Annotated in this window: 10 protein-coding genes; 8 read left to right on the top strand and 2 right to left on the bottom strand. The window is 61.0% G+C overall.

Annotated elements, in window-relative coordinates; all coding sequences use genetic code 11:
* The first annotated feature begins 125 nt into the window (after positions 1–125).
* The 4 genes from CUJ84_RS21870 to CUJ84_RS21860 all read left to right on the top strand — a co-directional run bounded on the left by CUJ84_RS21870 (position 126) and on the right by CUJ84_RS21860 (position 11,037).
* The gene (locus tag CUJ84_RS21870) at positions 126–314 is read left to right on the top strand and encodes a hypothetical protein (protein WP_105007722.1); all 189 of its coding nucleotides are present in this window, start codon (positions 126–128) and stop codon (positions 312–314) included.
* A gap of 127 nt (positions 315–441) precedes the next feature.
* Entirely contained in the window at positions 442–606 is a 165-nt protein-coding gene (locus CUJ84_RS38395) for a hypothetical protein (protein ID WP_018244083.1), read from the top strand.
* 572 nt (positions 607–1,178) lie between these two features.
* Positions 1,179–9,698, top strand: a complete 8,520-nt coding sequence (locus CUJ84_RS21865; RefSeq protein WP_105007721.1) for a GH36-type glycosyl hydrolase domain-containing protein — start codon at positions 1,179–1,181, stop codon at positions 9,696–9,698.
* Between the two features lie 100 nt (positions 9,699–9,798).
* On the top strand, positions 9,799–11,037 hold the full coding sequence (locus CUJ84_RS21860; protein ID WP_105007720.1) for an OpgC family protein: 1,239 nt from the start codon (positions 9,799–9,801) through the stop codon (positions 11,035–11,037).
* A gap of 49 nt (positions 11,038–11,086) precedes the next feature.
* Here CUJ84_RS21860 and CUJ84_RS21855 read toward each other — a convergent pair whose 3' ends face one another.
* Positions 11,087–11,440, bottom strand: a complete 354-nt coding sequence (locus tag CUJ84_RS21855) for a VOC family protein (protein ID WP_105007719.1) — start codon at positions 11,438–11,440, stop codon at positions 11,087–11,089.
* Between the two features lie 478 nt (positions 11,441–11,918).
* Between CUJ84_RS21855 and CUJ84_RS21840 the strand changes: the two genes are divergently transcribed.
* A complete protein-coding gene (locus tag CUJ84_RS21840; protein WP_158686953.1) occupies positions 11,919–12,215 on the top strand; it encodes a helix-turn-helix domain-containing protein in 297 nt (98 codons plus the stop codon).
* Between the two features lie 83 nt (positions 12,216–12,298).
* Here CUJ84_RS21840 and CUJ84_RS21835 read toward each other — a convergent pair whose 3' ends face one another.
* Entirely contained in the window at positions 12,299–14,062 is a 1,764-nt protein-coding gene (locus CUJ84_RS21835; RefSeq protein ID WP_105008273.1) for a glucan ABC transporter ATP-binding protein/ permease, read from the bottom strand.
* A gap of 320 nt (positions 14,063–14,382) precedes the next feature.
* Here CUJ84_RS21835 and CUJ84_RS21830 point away from each other — a divergent pair, with 320 nt between their 5' ends.
* The 3 genes from CUJ84_RS21830 (at position 14,383) to CUJ84_RS21820 (ending at position 19,590) form a co-directional block, all read left to right on the top strand.
* A complete protein-coding gene (locus CUJ84_RS21830) occupies positions 14,383–15,138 on the top strand; it encodes a helix-turn-helix transcriptional regulator (protein WP_105007716.1) in 756 nt (251 codons plus the stop codon).
* Between the two features lie 217 nt (positions 15,139–15,355).
* Positions 15,356–18,820, top strand: coding sequence for a pyruvate carboxylase (gene pyc, locus CUJ84_RS21825; RefSeq protein WP_105007715.1), 3,465 nt, complete (start codon positions 15,356–15,358; stop codon positions 18,818–18,820).
* A 197-nt stretch (positions 18,821–19,017) separates the two neighbouring features.
* Positions 19,018–19,590, top strand: a complete 573-nt coding sequence (locus tag CUJ84_RS21820) for an NADPH-dependent FMN reductase (RefSeq protein ID WP_027682413.1) — start codon at positions 19,018–19,020, stop codon at positions 19,588–19,590.
* Positions 19,591–19,665: the final 75 nt, after the last annotated feature.

The following is a 19,665-nucleotide window of genomic DNA, read 5'->3' as shown; positions in this document are numbered from 1 at the left end:
GCGGCAATGTTAAGGATAATGTTTCCCTAAAAGACGACCATTCAACTAGACTATTGACAGCTGCCTTGCTTCTGTCATGATCCTGTTAACGTTTGTTAGCTTTCGTGATCGATGGAGGTTGAAGCATGTTCTTTCTCGGTGGGATGACCATGGGCTATCTCGATCCTCCCGTAAGAGCCGATCGCCGGGAACAGATTTCGGTATCCCTTCCCACGGAAAAGGACCGTCGGCTGATCGAGACTTCCTCCAACCCGCCTGAGAACGAGAGTGCCGTCGAGCGCTCGTTGATGTGGGCATGGCGCACGCTCTGCTAAAAGGGCTGGTTGAATTTTCTCTTCCGTTCGCTCTGGACGGAATTTTATCTCTACCTACTTGATAGAGAAAATAAGAATATAAGCGCGAGCCGCACAACCGGCCGCACGAGAACAACGGAGGCGACATATGGCAGATCTGGGTATTTCGCATGCTCACGTGAACCAGTATGGTTCCGTACCGACCAAGAAGCCGCTCACCACGCGCCACAGGCTTCAGACGGTGCTTCATGGAGCGATCTTCACCGCGGCGTTCCTGTTCGTCGTGGCCATGGTTTGCGGTGTCGTCGGATAATCCGGCGGATGACTAAGCGTCGGCAGCTGCCGGCGCTGCGGCGGTTTCCGCCTTTGTTGAATTCCGGAACATTCAATTTGTCTCGGCTTTCCCAGCCTCATCATCATTCTTCTATTCTTTTCACGCCATCCAAAGCGCGCCGCAGCGAACTTGCTCATGCGCGGGGCGCAAGCTCGCCCAAATCGCTGTCAGGCGCATGATCTGGCGATCGTCTTCTTTCCTTTTTCTGAAATCGAAGCTGTTGATCGGCGGGATCCCGTGCCGGCATTTTCGTCATTTCCACCGCCCAGACAAGCTCGCCGGGCAAGCGGTGAACGCCTCTTGACTTGAATTATCCCGATAGTGTCCAAATTTTCGACATGGCTTTCGCGGAGAGAGTATCGATGGTCTCGATCCTTTCGGGCCGCGTCCTGAACCAGGGCTTAGCCCGTTGCATCGCTTGCCAAGTGTCGTTCACCCCCCACTTCATCGATCTTTGAAGAATAGGGCTCCGTTCATGTAGCAGTCATGATAAGCAGTGCAAAAGGCTGAGCAAAACAGCCATAACTTCGTTTGGATCCAGAACCGAACCCATGTCTATTTCCAATCTTTCTCCGAGCCTTTCGCGCGAACCCGAGACGAAGCAGATCGATCATAATGATTCGATCCGCTCGACCTATCTTTCCATCGAGGACATCAAGGCGATGGGCGATGCGGTCGCCCGCAACGGCGTCGACAAGCTGCCGGCTTTCGCCCCCTTCGATTTCTTCGCGCGCCATAAGGAAAACGAGAAGGAAATCCTGCGCGTCTACCGGACCACGGCGACTGACGTCGAAGCCGGTGAGACGATCACGCCGGCGGCAGAATGGCTGCTGGACAATCATTATATCGTCGAAGAGGCGATCCAGGAGGTGCGGCGTGACTTCCCTCGCCGCTTCTATCGCGAATTGCCGACCATGGTCGTCGGCGGCGTCGAGGTGCCGCGCACCCTCGTGCTTGCCTGGCTCTATGTCGCTCATACCCACAGCACGATCTCGCAGGAAAGCCTGACGGCGCTGGTCGACGGCTTCCAGGCCAGCGAGACGCTCAGGATCGGCGAACTCTGGGCGTTGCCCTCTCTGGTGCGCTACGTGCTCGTAGAAAATCTTCGCCGCATTTCGAGCCGTGTCGAAGCCAGCCGCCGCCTGCGCCGCCGCGCCAACGAGGCGGCCGACGAATTGGTGCGCCTGACCGATCCAGCCGGGGCGACCGCCTATCTGAAGACGCTGGAATCGCTTGCCGAGGACAATACCTTCTCGACGCAGTTCCTCTATCGCCTGCGCGACGGCTCGCAGACGTCGAGCCTGGCGATCACCTGGCTCGACGCGCGGCTGGAAGAGCTCGGCCGCAATACCGAAGAGACGACGGCGGCCGAACACAGCCGGCTCTCTTCCGGCAACGTGACGATGGGCAACATCATCCGCAGCCTTCGCGAGATCGATGATGCCGAATGGTCGGTCTGGGTCGAGCAGGTCAGCCATGTCGACAAGCTGCTCTGGGAGCATTCGGATTACGGCATCCTCGATTCCGGATCGCGCAACAAATATCGCAAACAGATCGAGAAGCTGGCCAAGCGCTCGCCGCTGACGGAAATGGAAATCGCCCAGCTGGCGCTTGACATGACTGACGCCGCCAAGGCCTCCAACGAGCCGCAGCCGCACGAACCGAATGTCGGCGGCTTCCTGTCCGGCGCGCAACGGCCGAAGCTCGAGGCGCGGGCGAACTATCGCCCGACGATCATCCAGCATTTCGTGCGCGCCGTGCGCCGGTTCAACTGGCTGGCGATTGCCGTGCCCGTCATGCTGCTGACCATCATCGCCATGGCGATCGTCGGCAAGTTCATGGCCAATGCCGGCATGGGTGCGTTTGAAATCGCCTTGCTGCTGATCATGTTCTCCGTGCCGGCGTCGGAGGGGGCGACGGGTCTCTTCAACACCTTGCTATCCTTCTTCGTGACGCCGGCGCGCCTCGTCGGCTACGAGTTCAAGGAAGGCATTCCGGAAGATGCGCGCACGCTGCTCGTCGTGCCCTGCCTGATCTCGAACCGCGACAGTGTCGACGATCATGTGCGCAATCTCGAGGTTCATTATCTCGCCAATCCGCGCGGCGAGATCTATTTCGCGATGCTCAGCGACTGGCCGGACAGCGAGGCCGAGGAAACGCCTGCCGATCTCGAGGTTCTCGACTATGCCAGGCGCGAGATCGCCAATCTTTCCGCCCGCTATGCCTATGACGGCAAGACGCGTTTCTATCTGTTGCATCGCCGCCGCCTCTACAATCCCTCGGAAGGCGTCTGGATGGGCTGGGAGCGCAAGCGCGGCAAGCTGCATGAGCTGAACATGCTTCTGCGCGGCGACCGCGACACGACCTACCTGCCGGGCGCCAATACCGTGCCGGCCAATGTGCAATATGTCATGACGCTCGATGCCGATACGCGCCTGATGCGCGATGCCGTCACCAAGCTCGTCGGCAAGCTCTATCATCCGATCAACCGCCCGGTCATCAATCCGAAAACCGGCCGCGTCGAAAGCGGCTATGGCGTGCTGCAGCCGCGGGTCACGCCGTCGCTGACGACGGGCAAGGACGCGTCAGTCTTCCAGCGCGTCTTTTCGATCAACCGCGGCCTCGATCCTTACGTCTTCACCGTTTCCGACGTCTATCAGGATCTCGCCGGCGAAGGCACCTTCACCGGCAAGGGCCTTTACCATGTCGATGCTTTCGAAGCGTCGTTGAAGGGCCGGATCGACGAGAACTCCGTGCTCAGCCACGATCTTCTCGAAGGCTCGATGGCGCGTTGCGCGCTCGTCACCGATCTCGAACTGGTGGAGGATTTCCCGATCCGCTACGAGGTGGAAACCTCGCGCCAGCATCGCTGGGCACGCGGCGACTGGCAGCTTCTTCCCTACATGTTCAATCCGAAATACGGCGTCACGGCACTCGGCCGCTGGAAGATGTTCGACAATCTGCGCCGCTCGCTGACGCCGATCGCCTGGTTCTTCGCTTCCGTGCTCGGCTGGTATTTCATGGGTCCGCTCGGCGCGCTGATCTGGCAGATTCTGCTGATCTTCTGCCTCTTCGTCGCGCCGACGCTGTCGCTCATCAACGGCATCATCCCGCGCACCAGCGATATCATCGCCCGCGCCCATCTCTATACGGTCTGGTCCGATATCACCGCCGCCAATGCTCAGGTTGCACTGCGTATCGTCTTCATCGCCGATTCGGCCTGCATGATGGCGGATGCGATCGGCCGTTCGCTTTACCGCTTGTTCTTCAGCCGCAAGCTGATGCTGCAGTGGCGGACCGCCGCCAGCGTTCAGGCCGGTGGCCAGGGCACGTTGATCTCCTATTACAAGGCGATGTGGCATGCGCCGGCGCTGGCGCTGCTGGCGCTCGGTTTCGCAGCCCTTCCCGGTGACAACGCCTTTCTCGTCGGCATTCCCTTTGCGCTGCTGTGGATCCTGTCGCCTGTTGTCGCCTGGTATGTCAGCCAGTCGGCGGAGACCGAGGACCGGCTCGAGGTCGCCGATTCCGTGTCGAGCGAACTGCGCAAGATCGCCCGGCGCACCTGGCGCTATTTCGAGACCTTCACGACGGCCGAGCAGAACTATCTGCCGCCGGACAATATCCAGGAAACGCCGCATGTGATCGTCGCGGCGCGCACCTCGCCGACCAATATCGGCGTCTATCTGCTTTCCGTCGTTTCCGGCCGGCATTTCGGCTGGTTCTCCTTCGAGGAGACGCTCGAGCGGCTGGAGCAGACGATCGCGACGATCGACAGAATGGAGAAATTCCGCGGCCATCTGTTCAACTGGTATCACACCGATACGCTGCAGACGCTTGGGCCTCGTTACGTCTCGGCCGTCGACAGCGGCAATCTCGCCGGCCATCTGATCGCCATTTCGTCGGCCTGCCGCAACTGGGCCGAGGCGCCGTCCGCCCATATGCAGGGCAATCTTGACGGCGTCGGCGACACCGCCGGCATCCTCCGCGAAGTGCTGGCGGATCTGCCCGATGACCGCAAGACCGTGCGCCCGCTGCGCCGGCGCCTGGAGGAGCGCATCGTCGGCTTCCAGAACGCACTCGCCGCCGTCAAACGCGAGCACGAATTCGCCTCGATCCGCATCATCAACCTTGCGGTTCTCGCGCGCGACATCGAGAAGCTCGCCGCCAATCTCGACCATGAGGTCAAGTCGAAGCAGAGCGAAGAGGTCACCCAATGGGCGGCATCTCTCGTGAAGGTCTGCGAGGCGCATATTTCCGACAGCACTTTCGACCTTTCCAAAGTCGATGCGCTGAGGCCGCGCCTGGTTGCGCTGCGCGACAAGGCGCGCGATATCGCCTTCTCGATGGATTTCGGCTTCCTGTTCCGGCCGGAGCGGCGTCTACTGTCGATTGGCTATCGCGTCGAAAGCGGTGAACTCGACCAGGCCTGCTATGACCTTCTCGCATCTGAATGCCGCCTGACCAGCCTCTTCGGCATCGCCAAGGGCGACCTGCCGACGGAACACTGGTACCGCCTCGGCCGCCAGGTCGTGCCTGTGGGGTCGCGCGGTGCGCTGGTTTCCTGGTCCGGCTCGATGTTCGAATATCTGATGCCGCCGCTCGTCATGCAGGAGCGCGGCGGGGGTATCCTCAACCAGACCAACAATCTGGTCGTCGTCGAGCAGATGAATTACGCCCGCAAGCTCGGTATTCCGTGGGGCATTTCGGAAGCGGCCTTCAATGCCCGCGACCATAACCTCAATTATCAGTACACGAATTTCGGCGTGCCCACGCTCGGCCTGAAGCGCGGCCTCGGCCACAATGCCGTCATCGCGCCCTATGCCTCGCTGCTTGCCAGCCAGTACGATCCGCCGGCTGCGCTGGAAAACCTGCAGAAGCTGCGCAAGCTCGGCGCACTCGGCAAGTTCGGCTTCCACGACGCCGTCGATTTCACGCCGACGCGCGTGCCGGAAGGCAAGAAATGCGCAGTAGTCTACAATTATTATGCCCATCACCACGGCATGTCGATCGCGGCGGTCGCCAACGTCGCCTTCAATGGTCATCTGCGCGAACTCTTCCATGCCGATCCCGTCATCGAGGCGGCGGAGTTGCTGCTGCAGGAAAAGGCGCCGCGCGACATTCCCGTCATGAGCGGCAAGCATGAATCCGATACGCCCGCCAGTATCCAGGACGATCTCCTGCGGCCGGAGCTCCGGAAGATCAACGATCCGGCTTCGCGCGACCGCGAACTCGTCTTCCTGTCGAATGGTCATTATTCGGTGATGCTGACGGCGACGGGCGCCGGTTATTCCCGCTGGAATAATCTTTCCGTTTCCCGCTGGAAGCCTGATCCGACCGAGGACCGCTGGGGCAGCTTCATCTTTCTCCGCGATACCGCCACCAACGAATGGTGGTCGGCGACATCAGAGCCGAAGGGCGTCGAAGGCGAAAAGATCAAGGTCGAATTCGCCGACGAGAAGGCGCAGTTCACCAAGATGGTCGGTGACCTCACAAGCGAGGTGGAATGCATCGTCGCGACTGAGCATGATGCCGAGGCCCGCCGCGTCACCCTGCTCAACATGGGCACGGAAGACCGTTTCATCGAGGTCACTTCCTATCTCGAACCGGTGATCACCTCCGACGATACCGACAATGCGCATCCGGCATTCGCCCGCATGTTCGTCAAGACCGAGATCGGCAAGCGCGGCGACGTCATCCGCGCCGAACGCAACAAGCGCGATCCGAACGAGCCGAACATCAGCATCGCACATCTGATCGTCGACAATGCCGGCGATACTCGCCATACCGAATTCGAGACCGATCGGCGCAAGTTCATCGGCCGCGGCCGCAGCCTTGCCGATGCAGCGGCCTTCGATCCGGGTGCAACGCTTTCAGGCAGCGATGGCTTCATGCTCGATGCCGTCATGTCGCTGCGTCGCACCGTCCGTGTACCGGCCGGCAAGAAAGTCAGCGTGATCTTCTGGACGATTGCGGCGCCAAGCCGCGAGGAAGTCGACAAGGCGGTCAATCGCTACCGTCATCCCGACGCCTTCACCCACGAGCTCGTCCAGGCATGGACACGCACGCAGGTGCAGATGCGCCATGTCGGCGTCACCTCCCAGCAGGCGGCCGCCTTCCAGCATCTCGGGCGCTATCTCGTCTATCCCGACATGCAACTGCGCAAGGACGAGGCGACCGTCGAGGCCGGCCTGCAGTCGCAATCGGCGCTCTGGCCACTGGCGATCTCCGGCGACTTCCCGATCTTCACGCTGCGCATCAACGACGACATGGACCTCGACATCGCCCGCGAGGCGCTGCTGGCGCAGGAATATCTGCGCTCGCGCGGCGTCACCGCCGATCTCGTCATCATGAACGAACGCGCTTCGTCCTATGCGCAGGACATGCAGCATGCGCTCGACGCCATGTGCGAAAACGTGCGCCGCATGGGCCAGGCCGACGGGCTGCGCCAACATATCTTTGCGGTTCGCAAGGACCTGATGGAGGAAGCCACCTATCATGCGCTGATCGCGGCTTCCCGCGTCACGCTGCACACCAAGAACGGCAAGGTGGTCGACCAGATCAACCGCGCCGTCGCGCTGTTTGCACCCTCCAAGGAGGAACTGCAGGAGATGGAACGGGCCGAGCGCAACAAGGCCCCCGTCAAGCGGGTTGTGCCGGTGCCGCCACCTGTCGTGCCCGCCGTCGTCATCGAGGAGGAAGGCGATCTCGACTTCTGGAACGGCATCGGCGGCTTTGCCCGCGACGGACGCGAATATGTCGTTCGGCTGCCTGGAGGTCATGCGACGCCGCAGCCCTGGATCAATGTCATTTCCAACGACAGCTTCGGCTTCCACGTCTCGGCCGAGGGCTCGGGTTTCACCTGGAGCGTCAATTCGCGCGACTATCAGCTGACCTCCTGGTCGAACGATGCGGTGGTCAACCGTTCGGGCGAGGCGTTCTATCTCACCGATCTGGACAGCGGTGCCGTCATGACGCCGTTTGCAGCGCTTTCCCGCCGGCCGGACATCCGTTTCGAAGCCCGCCACGGGCTCGGTTATTCCGTCTTCTCCAGCGTTCAACACGATATTGCGCTCGAACTGACGCAGACGATCGACCGCGAAAAGCCGGTGAAACTGCAGCGCCTGCGCCTGCGCAACACCGGTTCGACGGGCCGCAAGCTGCGTCTCTACGGTTATGTCGAATGGATTCTCGGCAGCAATCCGGGACGCACGGTGCCTTTCATCCTGTCGAGCCATGATGAGGAGACGGGGGCGCTGTTTGCCACCAATCCCTACAGCATCGATTTTTCCAACCGCACCGCCTTCTTCGCGGCGAGCGAGACACTTTCGAGTTTCTCGGCAAGCCGGCGCGAATTCATCGGCAAGGCGGGGACGATCCAGGCACCGCAGGCCGTCACTTCCGCCGCCGCCCTTTCCGGCGCGACGGAACTCGATGGTGATCCGGCCGCGGCGCTTGCAATCGACATCGAGCTCGGCGCCGGCGAGGAGCGCGACTTCACCTTCTTCCTCGGCGATACGCCGACGGAAGAAGAAGCGCGCACTGTTATCGCCGATATCCGCAAGGCTTCGTTCGACGAGACCGTCGAGGCAAACCGCGAATTCTGGCGGGACTTCACCGGCAGGCTGCAGATATCGACTCCGGATCGCGGGATGAATAATCTCGTCAACACCTGGCTGCCCTATCAGAGCCTCGGCTGCCGCATCATGGCCCGCACCGCCTTTTACCAGGCAAGCGGTGCCTTCGGCTTCCGCGACCAGCTGCAGGACACGCTGGCCTTCGTGCTGCACGAACCCTCACTTGCCCGCCGCCAGATCCTGAATGCCGCTTCGCGGCAATTCCGCGAAGGCGATGTACAACATTGGTGGCTGCCGGGAACGGGTGCGGGCGTGCGTACGCTGATCTCGGACGACGTCGTCTGGCTCGCTTACGCGATTCATCACTATTGCAGCGTCACCGGCGATAAAAACGTGCTCGACGAGGAGATCGCCTTCCTGGAAGGGCCGGCACTGCTCGAAGGCCAGCATGACTCGTTCTACAAGCCGGAGATTTCCGAGGACAAGACGAGCGTCTTCGAACACGCGGCGTTGGCGCTCGATCTCGCCATCGCTCGCAAGGGGACTAACGGCCTGCCGCTGTTCCTTGGCGGCGACTGGAACGACGGCATGAACCGCGTCGGCATCGGCGGGCGCGGCACCAGCGTCTGGCTCGGCTGGTTCCTGGCGGGGGCATTGCGCTCCTTCATTCCCTATGCCGAAGAGCGCGGCGACACGGCCCGTGCAGAGCGCTGGTCGGCGCATCTCACCGAGCTGAAGAAGGCACTCGAAACCGCGGCCTGGGATGGCGGCTACTATCGCCGCGGCACGTTCGACGACGGTGCACTGCTCGGCTCCAGGGAAAGCCCCGAATGCCGGATCGATTCAATCGCGCAGTCCTGGAGCGTGCTGTCGGGCGAGGGCGATCCGGCCCGCGCCGTCACGGCGATGGATGCGGTGCTCGATCAGCTGGTCGACGAGGATGCCCGCATCATCCGGCTGTTCACGCCGCCTTTCGTCAATTCTGCAAGGGATCCCGGCTATATCAAGGCCTATCCGCCGGGTGTGCGCGAAAACGGCGGCCAATATACCCATGCCGCGACCTGGGTCGTGATGGCGCTGGCGGAGCTGAAGCGGGGCGACGATGCCTTCCGCTGCTTCCAGATCCTCAACCCGATCACCCATGCGCTCGACAAGGCTTCAGCGGAGCAATACCGCGTCGAACCCTATGTCGTGGCGGCCGACGTCTACGGAAACGAGCCCTATACGTCGCGCGGCGGCTGGACCTGGTATACCGGGTCAGCCGGTTGGCTCTATCGCGCCGCCGTCGAGGGCATCCTCGGTATCCGGCTGAAGGACGGCCGGCTCTATGTGCGCCCGTCGCTCCCTTCGGAATGGGACGGTTTTGCGGCAGAGGTGGAGCAGGGCGGCGGCAAATACCGCATTTCGGTCTCAAAAGCGTCCAATGACAGCGGCTACACTCTGTCGATCAACGGCTGCGAAGTCACCGATCCCGAAGAGGGATATCCGCTCGGATAACAGCGTTCTCCACGCTGAAAAACACGGCGATTCGCGACGGCCAAAAGGGAACCCTTTTGGCCGTCGTCGCGTTTGCAAATCGGATAATAAGGAGAGACCAATGGCAAGCACGCCGACCCAAGCCATCGTCACGGGGCGCAGCTCCCTATCCGCAGCTGCGCAAGTGCGCGACACGAGGCTCGACGTCTTGCGCGGCGTGGCCCTGATCATGATCTTCATCAATCATGTTCCCGGACAAATCTTTGAATATGTGACGACGAAGAATTTCGGTTTCTCCGATGCCGCCGAGGCCTTCGTGCTGATCTCGGGCATTGCTGTCGGCCTTGCCTATGGGGGCCGTTTCCAGCCGGGCAACCGGCTCACGGTGGCGATCAAGGCGGCAAAGCGCGCCTTCACGCTCTATCTCGCCCATATGATTACCACCTTCATGACGCTGGCGCTCTTCATCTGCGGTGCCTGGCTGTTTCATAGGCCGGGGTTGCTGGTCGAAATCAATATCCTGGCGGTTCTGATGAACCTGAAGGAAGGCATTCCGGCGCTGCTCCTGCTCGGCCACCAGATCGGCTACAACAATATCCTGCCGATGTACGGGGCGCTGATGCTGATGGTGCCAATCATCCTGTTCTTGAATGCGCGGAGCCCGTGGCTGGCGCTCGGCGTCTCGGGCACGGTCTGGCTGCTTGCGGGCATCTACGAAGTGGCGCCGCACAACATGCTGATCGAGGGCTACTGGTTCCTCAATCCGCTCTCCTGGCAGTTCCTGTTTTCGATCGGCATCGTCTCGATGCTGCATATCAAGCGCGGCGGCACGATCCCGCAGCATCCGCTGCTGCTGACGGCCGCTGCCGGGTACGTCATGCTGTCCTTCATCTGGGTGACCGGCCATCTCTGGATTTTCGGCAACTCGCTGGCAGCACTTGGCCTGCCGCCTGTCATCACCGGCTTCGACAAGACTTTCCTGTCGCTGCCGCGGCTGCTGCATGTGCTGGCGCTGACCTATCTCGTTATCAGCATCCCGGCACTCTCGCGTATCCTGCGCCGTCCTGCGGACCATCCGCTGACGATCCTCGGCCGCCACTCGCTGAACATCTTCGTCGCCGGCACGATTCTCGCCATGATCGGCCAGGTGGTGCTCTACATCACCAACAAGGACCAACTGGCGGGTCCGCTCTTCGTGATCGCTGGGGTCGCGACACAATTCGCCTATGCCTACTATCTCGAGCGCAAGCGCCAGCAGGGCAGGCTCAAGGGGAAACTTGTCGCCGATACCGCCTCTATCCCCGTTCCCGTCCGCATTGGCGGGACGGCAAATGCCTATCGCCAGAACGATCGGAAATAGGGCTCGGATTTACCCGAGATAAAGGAGCCGGTGGCCGATGGCCGCCGGCTCAATTTTTATGAACGAGGATGTTCACCAGCTTGCCGAAGGGATCGCGCACATAGAAGCGCCTGACGCCCCAAGGCTCCTCGGCGGGGCCGTACTCGATCGGGAAGCCTGAGGCCGACATCGCCGCGAAAGCAGCATCGAGATCGTCGACCTCGATCGAGAGGGCGGGCACCTCCGTTCCCGAACCGCCTTCGCTGGCGATGCTGAGCTGAACGTTCATCGAGCGCGGGGCGCCGAACGTCGTGATCCAGCCGTGATCCATGATGACGTCAAGACCGAGGATATCCTGATAGAAACGCCGGGCCAGGGTGATATCCGGTGCCTGAATATTGGCGACGATGCGCAGGACCTTCATGGCTTCGCTCCCCGTTGCTCTTCGACCGGCGGAGGTTAGGGAAGATCGGCGAGGGGATCAATCGTCCAAGTCCTGCGGAGACGTTGCGGCGTCGGATACCCGTCGGCCATGCCGGGCATCTCCCCCACGGCCTTGATACATACTGACAGATGTTCGGAGACATGCCTGACACTTCCGTGATGATTTCTCGGGAGGTCGCCATGGTTTAGAGCCTTTCCCCGGTCAGATTGAAGCATTCCGCCTGAGCCGATCGCCTCTGCCCTGGTGGAAAGATACCCGCCCACCGGCCGCACTGCTTCGCCATGCGAAGCAATAGGGTGCCTCCGGCGATTCTAGGTCTTGCAGATTTGCCTCAACCGGCCGGCTATGCCGTAGAGCCAGGCTACGATGCGCGCCGGCCGATCGAGCATCCGACTCCGCTTGAGCCAACAGAATGTTTCAATCTGACCAGGAAAGGCTCTAGCGGCCGAGGTCGATTGTGGACGAGCGTTTGGAATTCTGCCGGCTGGCAGCGCTTGAGGGGGAGAACGTATCTGAGCTTTGCCAGCGCCACGGCATCACCCGACAGACGGGCTATGTCTGGCTGAGGCGCCTGCGGGCGGGTGAGCCGGTAGGAGGGGACTGCTCCCACCGGCCGCATGCCACCCACGGTGCACGGGAGCCGATCTCGAGCATGCGGTTGCAGGATCTCTGGACCGAGCCGCCGTCGGCGACGACGGGGGTCGGCCGCTCGACCATCTGGCTCCGTTTGGACCAACCGAATGCTTCAATCTGACCCGGAACGCCTGCCAGGTCCCAGAGCAAACAAAAAGGCCGGAAGGAGTACCCTTCCGGCCTTTATCTTGAAACCCGAGCCGATCAGGCGGCTTCGGTGGTATGGGCCTTGCGGACCTCTTCGTCCGTCAGGATGCCGCTGGCGCGCAGCAGGGCGGCGAAGCGGCCGTTGCTGTGGCTGAGTTCGTCGAAGCTGCCCTGTTCGACGACACGGCCGTCATCCAGGAAGAGCACCATATCGGCTTCGCGGACCGTCGACAGGCGGTGAGCGATGATGAAGGTGGTGCGGTTCTGGCGCAGGTTGTCGATTGCGGCCTTGACGCGGGCTTCGGTTTCGACGTCGAGCGCCGAGGTCGCCTCGTCGAGCACCAGGATCGGCGCGTCCTTCAGAATGGCGCGGGCAATCGCGATGCGCTGGCGCTCGCCGCCGGAGAGCTTGTTGCCGCGTTCACCGACATGCGTATCGTAGCGATCCTCACGGGTCTCGATGAAGTCGGCGGCGGCAGCGGCTTCGGCCGCACGGCGCATTTCCTCTTCGCTGGCGCCTTCACGACCCAGGCGGATATTGTCGCTGATCGAACGGTTCAGCAGGCCCGCATCCTGGAAGACGGTAGCGATGTGGCGACGCAGCGACTTGCGGGTGACCTTGGTGATATCGGTGCCGTCGACGAGGATCTTGCCGCCCTGGGCATCGTAGACACGCTGCAGCAGGTTGACGAGCGTCGTCTTGCCGGCGCCGGTCGGACCGACGATCGCGACTGTCTGGCCTGCCTTCACCGAGAAGGAGACGTTATGCAGGCCCTGCGAGCTGTTGCCGAATCCGAAGGAGACGTCGCGGAATTCGATCGCACCCCTGACGTCCTTGATCTCGCCGTTGCCGGCCGGCTCTTCACGTTCACGCACCGAGTCTTCCAGCGCATAGAATTCCTCGAGCTTGGAACGGGCCTCGAAAATCTGCGTAGCGAACTGACGCATCAGGTCGAGACGGCCGATGAGAAGGTTGGCGAAGCCGATGAAGGCGATGACGTCGCCGACGCGCAACTGGCCGGCCTGGACGAGCATGGTGCCGATGATCAGGACCACCATCATCGCAATGGTCGACGCCATGCGGTTCAGTGCGCTGGCGATCGCCCACCAGTCGAGCACCGGATACTGAGCTTCGAGCAGACGGTCGGCGAAGGATTTCAGCGCCCTGGTTTCGGCCTCGATGCGGTTATAGCTGTGCAGGACCGAAACGTTGCTGATCGAGTCGCTGACATGCGAGAAGACGGTGTGATAATGGTTCTCGACCGAAGCTTGGCCATCCTTGGTGCGGCTCATGACGACGCGGCCGATCAGCCAGTAGGCGATGGCGAGCACCATGAGTACGCCGGAAAGGCGCAGGTCCATCGACATTGCGGTCGGTATCAGAAGGGCAAGCGCGATGACCGTCGACAGATGGTTGCGCATGAATTCCAGCCAGAGGCCGAACAGCGTCTCGCAGGCGCGCAGCAATGTATGCAGCGCGTTGGAGGTGCCGCGCTGATGGTGCCAGCCGAGTGGCATGGAAATGATGCGGCCGAAGGCTTCCGTCAACAGTGTCGCTCGCCGGCCATGGGCCAGCCTGTCGGCCTCGCGGGCCACCAGGACGAAGGCAATGGTGTTGAAGACGGCGAAAGTCGCCCACATGAAGAGGATGGGCTTGACCTCACCCTTGCCCGAAATCGCATCGATAATGCGACCGAACAGGATCGGCTCCGCGATGGTGATCGTCGCAAGAACAATGTTTGCGACAACGACTAGGGATACGCGCAGCTTGTAGGCGCCAAGATAGCGCAGAGCCCTTGCATAGACCTTGAATAGCGTCACGTCGAACCTCTTGTGCATCTGCGAAAACGGGATGATGCGATGCTACAAAAGGTTACCTGAACGGGCGATTAACGGAGTATTCAGGGTTCAATCGATGTGATGATTGCCGCGATCGTATTATGGCAGGATGCGACGAGTGGCCATGACGCCGAAATTGCCGTCTGGCCATATCTCGCAACAATTTGCGCTTGCATTTTATTAAATGTTTAGCACAGCATTAAATTACAGACTGCATTTATTGAAGAAGACCGTTTCGCGACCAGTTTGACCAGCCGCCGACGGCCTCATGCAGGCATCAGGTCCGGGCAAGGGGCATTTTTGTGAATATTAATTCGTTAATTCAATTACTTGTAATTCTGGAAGAATGCTCAAATCCTGAAGCCGTCGTCACCGAGCTGGAGCAGATCCTCTACGGTTGTGGTTTCGAATATTACGGTCTGCTGCGCCATTTGCCGCAGAATCCGGTACAGCCGAATCCAGAGCCCTGGGCGGCGGCGCTTGCCGGCCGCTGGCCGGAACAATGGCCGCAGATATATGCCGCGAAAAAATATGCTCTGATCGATCCGATGCTGCGCTATCTCGCCCACGCGCAGCGGCCTTTCCGCTGGCGGCAGGCGATGGCGGCCTTCCACAAGGATGCGCATCAGCGCCGTATGGAGCAGATGATGGTCGATGCCTTCGGCCATGGACTGGAGGACGGCTACATCTTTCCGATCCACGGACGCAACGGCACTCTCGCCAGCCTCAGTCTCGCCGGCAAGCCGATCGAGTTGTCGCCGGTGGAGATCGCATTGTTGGAGGCGGTGGCGCGCAAGGCCTTCTGGCGGTTGCTCGATCTGAAAGGCGAGACGCAGGCGCTGGAAACCGTCCTGCCTGCGGACACGCCGCTGACGCGGCGCGAGATGGAAATCCTGCATTATCTCGCCGAAGGCATGACTTCGATGGAGATCAGCAAGATGCTGAAGATCTCAAACCACACGGTCGATTGGTATATGAACGGTCTGCAGGATAAACTGAAGGCGAAAAACAGGCAGCAGGCGGTGGCGCTTGCCTTCCGCCACGGCCTGATAAGTTAGATCGATTCCGCTTCTCATCGAAGCGAAATCGATCTGGTTTTCATTTTTACGCAACTCCAGACGGAAAACCGATTCGCACTTTTCCTGGAGTTGCTCCAGCATGGCGAGAAATTGCATTTCGCAGTCGCAAGAGAAATTGAACTTTCTGTAACAAGAAGTTAAGAATTTTCTTCGCGGGTGCAGCATTGCCCGCGCCTGAACGTCTGAGGAGACCGTTTTGCCCATTTCCAAGATTCTCGTTGCCAACCGCTCCGAAATTGCCATTCGCGTGTTCCGCGCGGCCAACGAGCTTGGAATAAAAACCGTGGCGATCTGGGCGGAAGAGGACAAGCTGGCGCTGCACCGGTTTAAGGCGGACGAGAGCTACCAGGTCGGCCGCGGCCCGCATCTTTCCAAGGACATGGGTCCGATCGAGAGTTATCTGTCGATCGAAGAGGTGATCCGCGTCGCGAAACTCTCCGGCGCCGATGCCATCCATCCTGGCTACGGCCTGCTGTCGGAAAGCCCCGAATTCGTCGATGCCTGCAACAAGGCCGGTATCATCTTCATCGGCCCGAAGGCCGATACGATGCGCCAGCTCGGCAACAAGGTCGCGGCGCGCAACCTGGCGATCTCGGTCGGCGTGCCTGTGGTGCCGGCCACCGGGCCTCTGCCGGAGGACATGGCCGAAGTGGCGAAGATGGCGGAACAAATCGGCTACCCCGTGATGCTGAAGGCTTCCTGGGGCGGCGGCGGACGCGGCATGCGCGCGATCCGCGATCCAAAGGATCTTGCCCGCGAGGTGACGGAAGCCAAACGCGAGGCGATGGCGGCCTTCGGCAAGGACGAGGTGTATCTGGAAAAGCTCGTCGAGCGCGCCCGCCATGTCGAAAGCCAGGTTCTCGGCGATACGCACGGCAATGTCGTGCATCTCTTCGAGCGTGACTGCTCGATCCAGCGCCGCAACCAGAAAGTCGTCGAGCGCGCGCCGGCGCCCTATCTCTCGGAGGCGCAGCGCCAGGAACTCGCCGCCTACTCGCTGAAGATCGCAGCCGCGACCAATTATATCGGCGCCGGTACCGTCGAATATCTGATGGATGCCGATACCGGAAAATTTTACTTCATCGAGGTCAATCCGCGCATCCAGGTCGAGCATACGGTGACCGAAGTCGTCACCGGCATCGACATCGTCAAGGCGCAGATCCACATTCTGGACGGTTTTGCGATCGGCACGGCGGAATCGGGCGTGCCGCGGCAGGAGGATATCCGCCTTAACGGCCATGCACTGCAGTGCCGCATCACCACGGAAGACCCGGAGCACAATTTCATTCCGGATTACGGCCGCATCACCGCCTATCGCTCGGCGTCCGGTTTCGGCATCCGCCTCGATGGCGGCACCTCCTATTCGGGCGCCATCATCACCCGCTTTTATGATCCGCTTCTCGTCAAGGTCACGGCATGGGCGCCCAATCCGTCCGAAGCGATCGCCCGCATGGATCGTGCGCTGCGCGAATTCCGTATTCGCGGCGTGGCAACCAACCTGACCTTCCTCGAAGCGATCATCGGCCATCCGAAGTTCCGGGATAACAGCTACACGACACGCTTCATCGACACGACGCCGGAGCTCTTCCAGCAGGTGAAGCGCCAGGATCGCGCCACGAAGCTCCTGACCTATCTCGCCGACGTTACCGTCAATGGCCATCCCGAGGCCAAGGATAGGCCGAGCCCGTTGGAAAACGCAGCCGAGCCGGTGGTTCCCTATGCCAACGGCAATACGGTCAAGGATGGCACGAAGCAGCTTCTCGACACGCTCGGCCCGAAAAAATTCGGCGAATGGATGCGCAACGAAAAGCGCGTGCTTTTGACTGACACAACGATGCGCGATGGCCACCAGTCGCTGCTCGCCACCCGTATGCGCACCTATGACATCGCCCGTATCGCCGGCACTTATGCGCATGCGCTGCCAGGCCTTTTGTCGCTCGAATGCTGGGGCGGAGCGACCTTCGACGTCTCCATGCGCTTTCTGACAGAGGACCCGTGGGAGCGCCTGGCGCTGATCCGCGAGGGCGCACCGAACCTTCTGCTGCAGATGCTGCTGCGCGGCGCCAACGGCGTCGGCTACACCAATTATCCCGACAATGTCGTCAAATATTTCGTCCGCCAGGCGGCCAGGGGCGGTATCGATCTCTTCCGCGTGTTCGATTGCCTGAACTGGGTCGAGAACATGCGCGTCTCTATGGATGCCATTGCCGAGGAGAACAAGCTCTGCGAGGCAGCGATCTGCTATACCGGCGATATCCTGAACTCGGCCCGTCCGAAATACGATCTGAAATACTATACCGACCTTGCGGTTGAGCTCGAGAAGGCCGGCGCGCATATCATTGCGCTCAAGGATATGGCGGGGCTCCTCAAGCCTGCGGCTGCGAAGGTTCTGTTCAAGGCGCTGCGCGAGGCGACCAGCCTGCCGATCCATTTCCACACGCATGATACATCGGGTATTGCAGCCGCAACCGTTCTTGCCGCTGTCGATGCCGGCGTCGATGCCGTCGATGCAGCCATGGATGCGCTTTCCGGCAATACCTCGCAGCCCTGTCTCGGTTCGATTGTCGAGGCGTTGCGCGGTACGGAGCGTGATCCGGGCCTCGATCCGGAATGGATCCGCCGTATCTCCTTCTATTGGGAAGCGGCGCGTAACCAGTATGCCGCCTTCGAAAGCGATCTGAAGGGTCCGGCATCCGAAGTCTATCTGCACGAAATGCCGGGCGGCCAGTTCACCAACCTCAAGGAACAGGCCCGCTCGCTCGGCCTCGAGACCCGCTGGCATCAGGTGGCACAGGCCTATGCCGACGCCAACCAGATGTTCGGCGATATCGTCAAGGTGACGCCGTCTTCCAAGGTCGTCGGCGACATGGCGCTGATGATGGTGTCCCAGGACCTGACGGTTGCCGACGTCGTCAGCCCTGACAAGGAAGTCTCCTTCCCGGAATCGGTGGTCTCGATGCTGAAAGGCGATCTCGGCCAGCCGCCGTCAGGATGGCCCGAAGCGCTGCAGAAGAAGGCGCTGAAGGGCGACAAGCCCTATACCGTGCGTCCCGGCTCACTGCTCAAGGAGGCCGATCTCGATGCGGAGCGTAAAGTCATCGAGACGAAGCTCGAACGCGAGATCAGCGACTTCGAATTCGCTTCCTACCTGATGTATCCGAAGGTCTTCACCGACTTCGCGCTCGCCTCCGATACCTACGGCCCGGTCTCGGTGCTGCCGACGCCCGCCTATTTCTACGGTCTCAAGGACGGCGAGGAACTGTTTGCCGATATCGAGCGCGGCAAGACGCTCGTCATCGTCAATCAGGCGATGAGCGCCACCGACAGCCAGGGCATGGTGACCATCTTCTTCGAGCTCAACGGCCAGCCGCGCCGCATCAAGGTGCCTGACCGGGCCCATGGGGCGACAGGTGCGGCCGTCCGCCGCAAGGCGGAGCCGGGCAATGCCGTTCATGTCGGCGCGCCGATGCCGGGTGTCATCAGCCGTGTCTTCGTCTCTCCCGGCCAGGCCGTCAATGCCGGCGACGTGCTGGTCTCGATCGAGGCGATGAAGATGGAAACGGCGCTGCATGCGGAAAAGGACGGCACCATTTCCGAGGTGCTGGTGCGGGCCGGCGACCAGATCGACGCCAAGGACCTGCTCGTCGTCTACGCAGGTTGAATGGCGGCCATCCTCGCAAAGACGCCCATCAGCCGACTTTGCGAGCCGGCTCCATTCACTCGATTGTGTACGATCGGCCTGTCAAAAAGCTGATTTTTCGAATGTCCGCAGCCTTCGCGCCTTGCCCGGCGCGGAGGCTTTCTCATAGACTTGCACTCTTACCACCCGCCCCCAAGAGCCATCAGGAAATCATCTCCATGAGCAAATTGAAGATTGCCGTCATCGTCGGCAGCACGCGTATTGGCCGTTTTTCCGAGCATCCGGCCAAGTGGATTGCCGCTATCGCCGCCGAGCGCCAGGACATCGAGGTCGAGGTTCTCGACCTGCTCGACTACCCCATGCATTTTTTCGGTGAGCAGCGTGCCACGACCGCTGAAAGCGAAACGGCAGAGCGCTGGAAAAAGAAGCTGCGTGAATTCGACGGCTTCATTTTCACCGTTGCCGAGTACAATCACGCTCCGACGGCGGTTCTGAAGAACGCCATCGACCTCGGCGAGTTCATCCACAAACCGGTCGGTTTCGTCGGTTACGGCGGCGTCGGCGGCGCACGTGCGGTCGAGCATCTTCGCCTGATCTTCGTGGAAATGGGTGCGGCTTCGGTGAAAACGGGCGTGCATATCGCGCTTGGCGAATATCTCGGCGTCCTCAAGGAAGGCAAGAGCCTCAGCGATTACGCGCATCTCAACGAAGCGGCGAAGAACCAGCTCGACCAGCTCACCTGGTGGGGCAATGCGCTGAAGGCTGCGCGCTCGGTCGTCACGGCCTCCTGATTGGAGTTCCAGCAATGCCGGGATGTTCGCATCCCGGCATTAGATCCGGATGATTTTAGGCCAGGTCGGCCTAAA

Origin of the sequence: Rhizobium leguminosarum (assembly GCF_002953715.1) — a bacterium.
GTDB lineage: Bacteria > Pseudomonadota > Alphaproteobacteria > Rhizobiales > Rhizobiaceae > Rhizobium > Rhizobium leguminosarum_V.
This window is presented reverse-complemented; position numbering and strand designations above follow the sequence as displayed.

What these genes read in the sequence shown, in the direction of transcription:
- CUJ84_RS21870 (WP_105007722.1), top strand. Translation starts at nt 126, where the DNA reads ATGTTCTTTCTCGGTGGGATGACCATGGGCTATCTCGATCCTCCCGTA.
- CUJ84_RS38395 (WP_018244083.1), top strand. Translation starts at nt 442, where the DNA reads ATGGCAGATCTGGGTATTTCGCATGCTCACGTGAACCAGTATGGTTCC.
- CUJ84_RS21865 (WP_105007721.1), top strand. Translation starts at nt 1,179, where the DNA reads ATGTCTATTTCCAATCTTTCTCCGAGCCTTTCGCGCGAACCCGAGACG.
- CUJ84_RS21860 (WP_105007720.1), top strand. Translation starts at nt 9,799, where the DNA reads ATGGCAAGCACGCCGACCCAAGCCATCGTCACGGGGCGCAGCTCCCTA.
- CUJ84_RS21855 (WP_105007719.1), bottom strand. Translation starts at nt 11,440, where the DNA reads ATGAAGGTCCTGCGCATCGTCGCCAATATTCAGGCACCGGATATCACC.
- CUJ84_RS21820 (WP_027682413.1), top strand. Translation starts at nt 19,018, where the DNA reads ATGAGCAAATTGAAGATTGCCGTCATCGTCGGCAGCACGCGTATTGGC.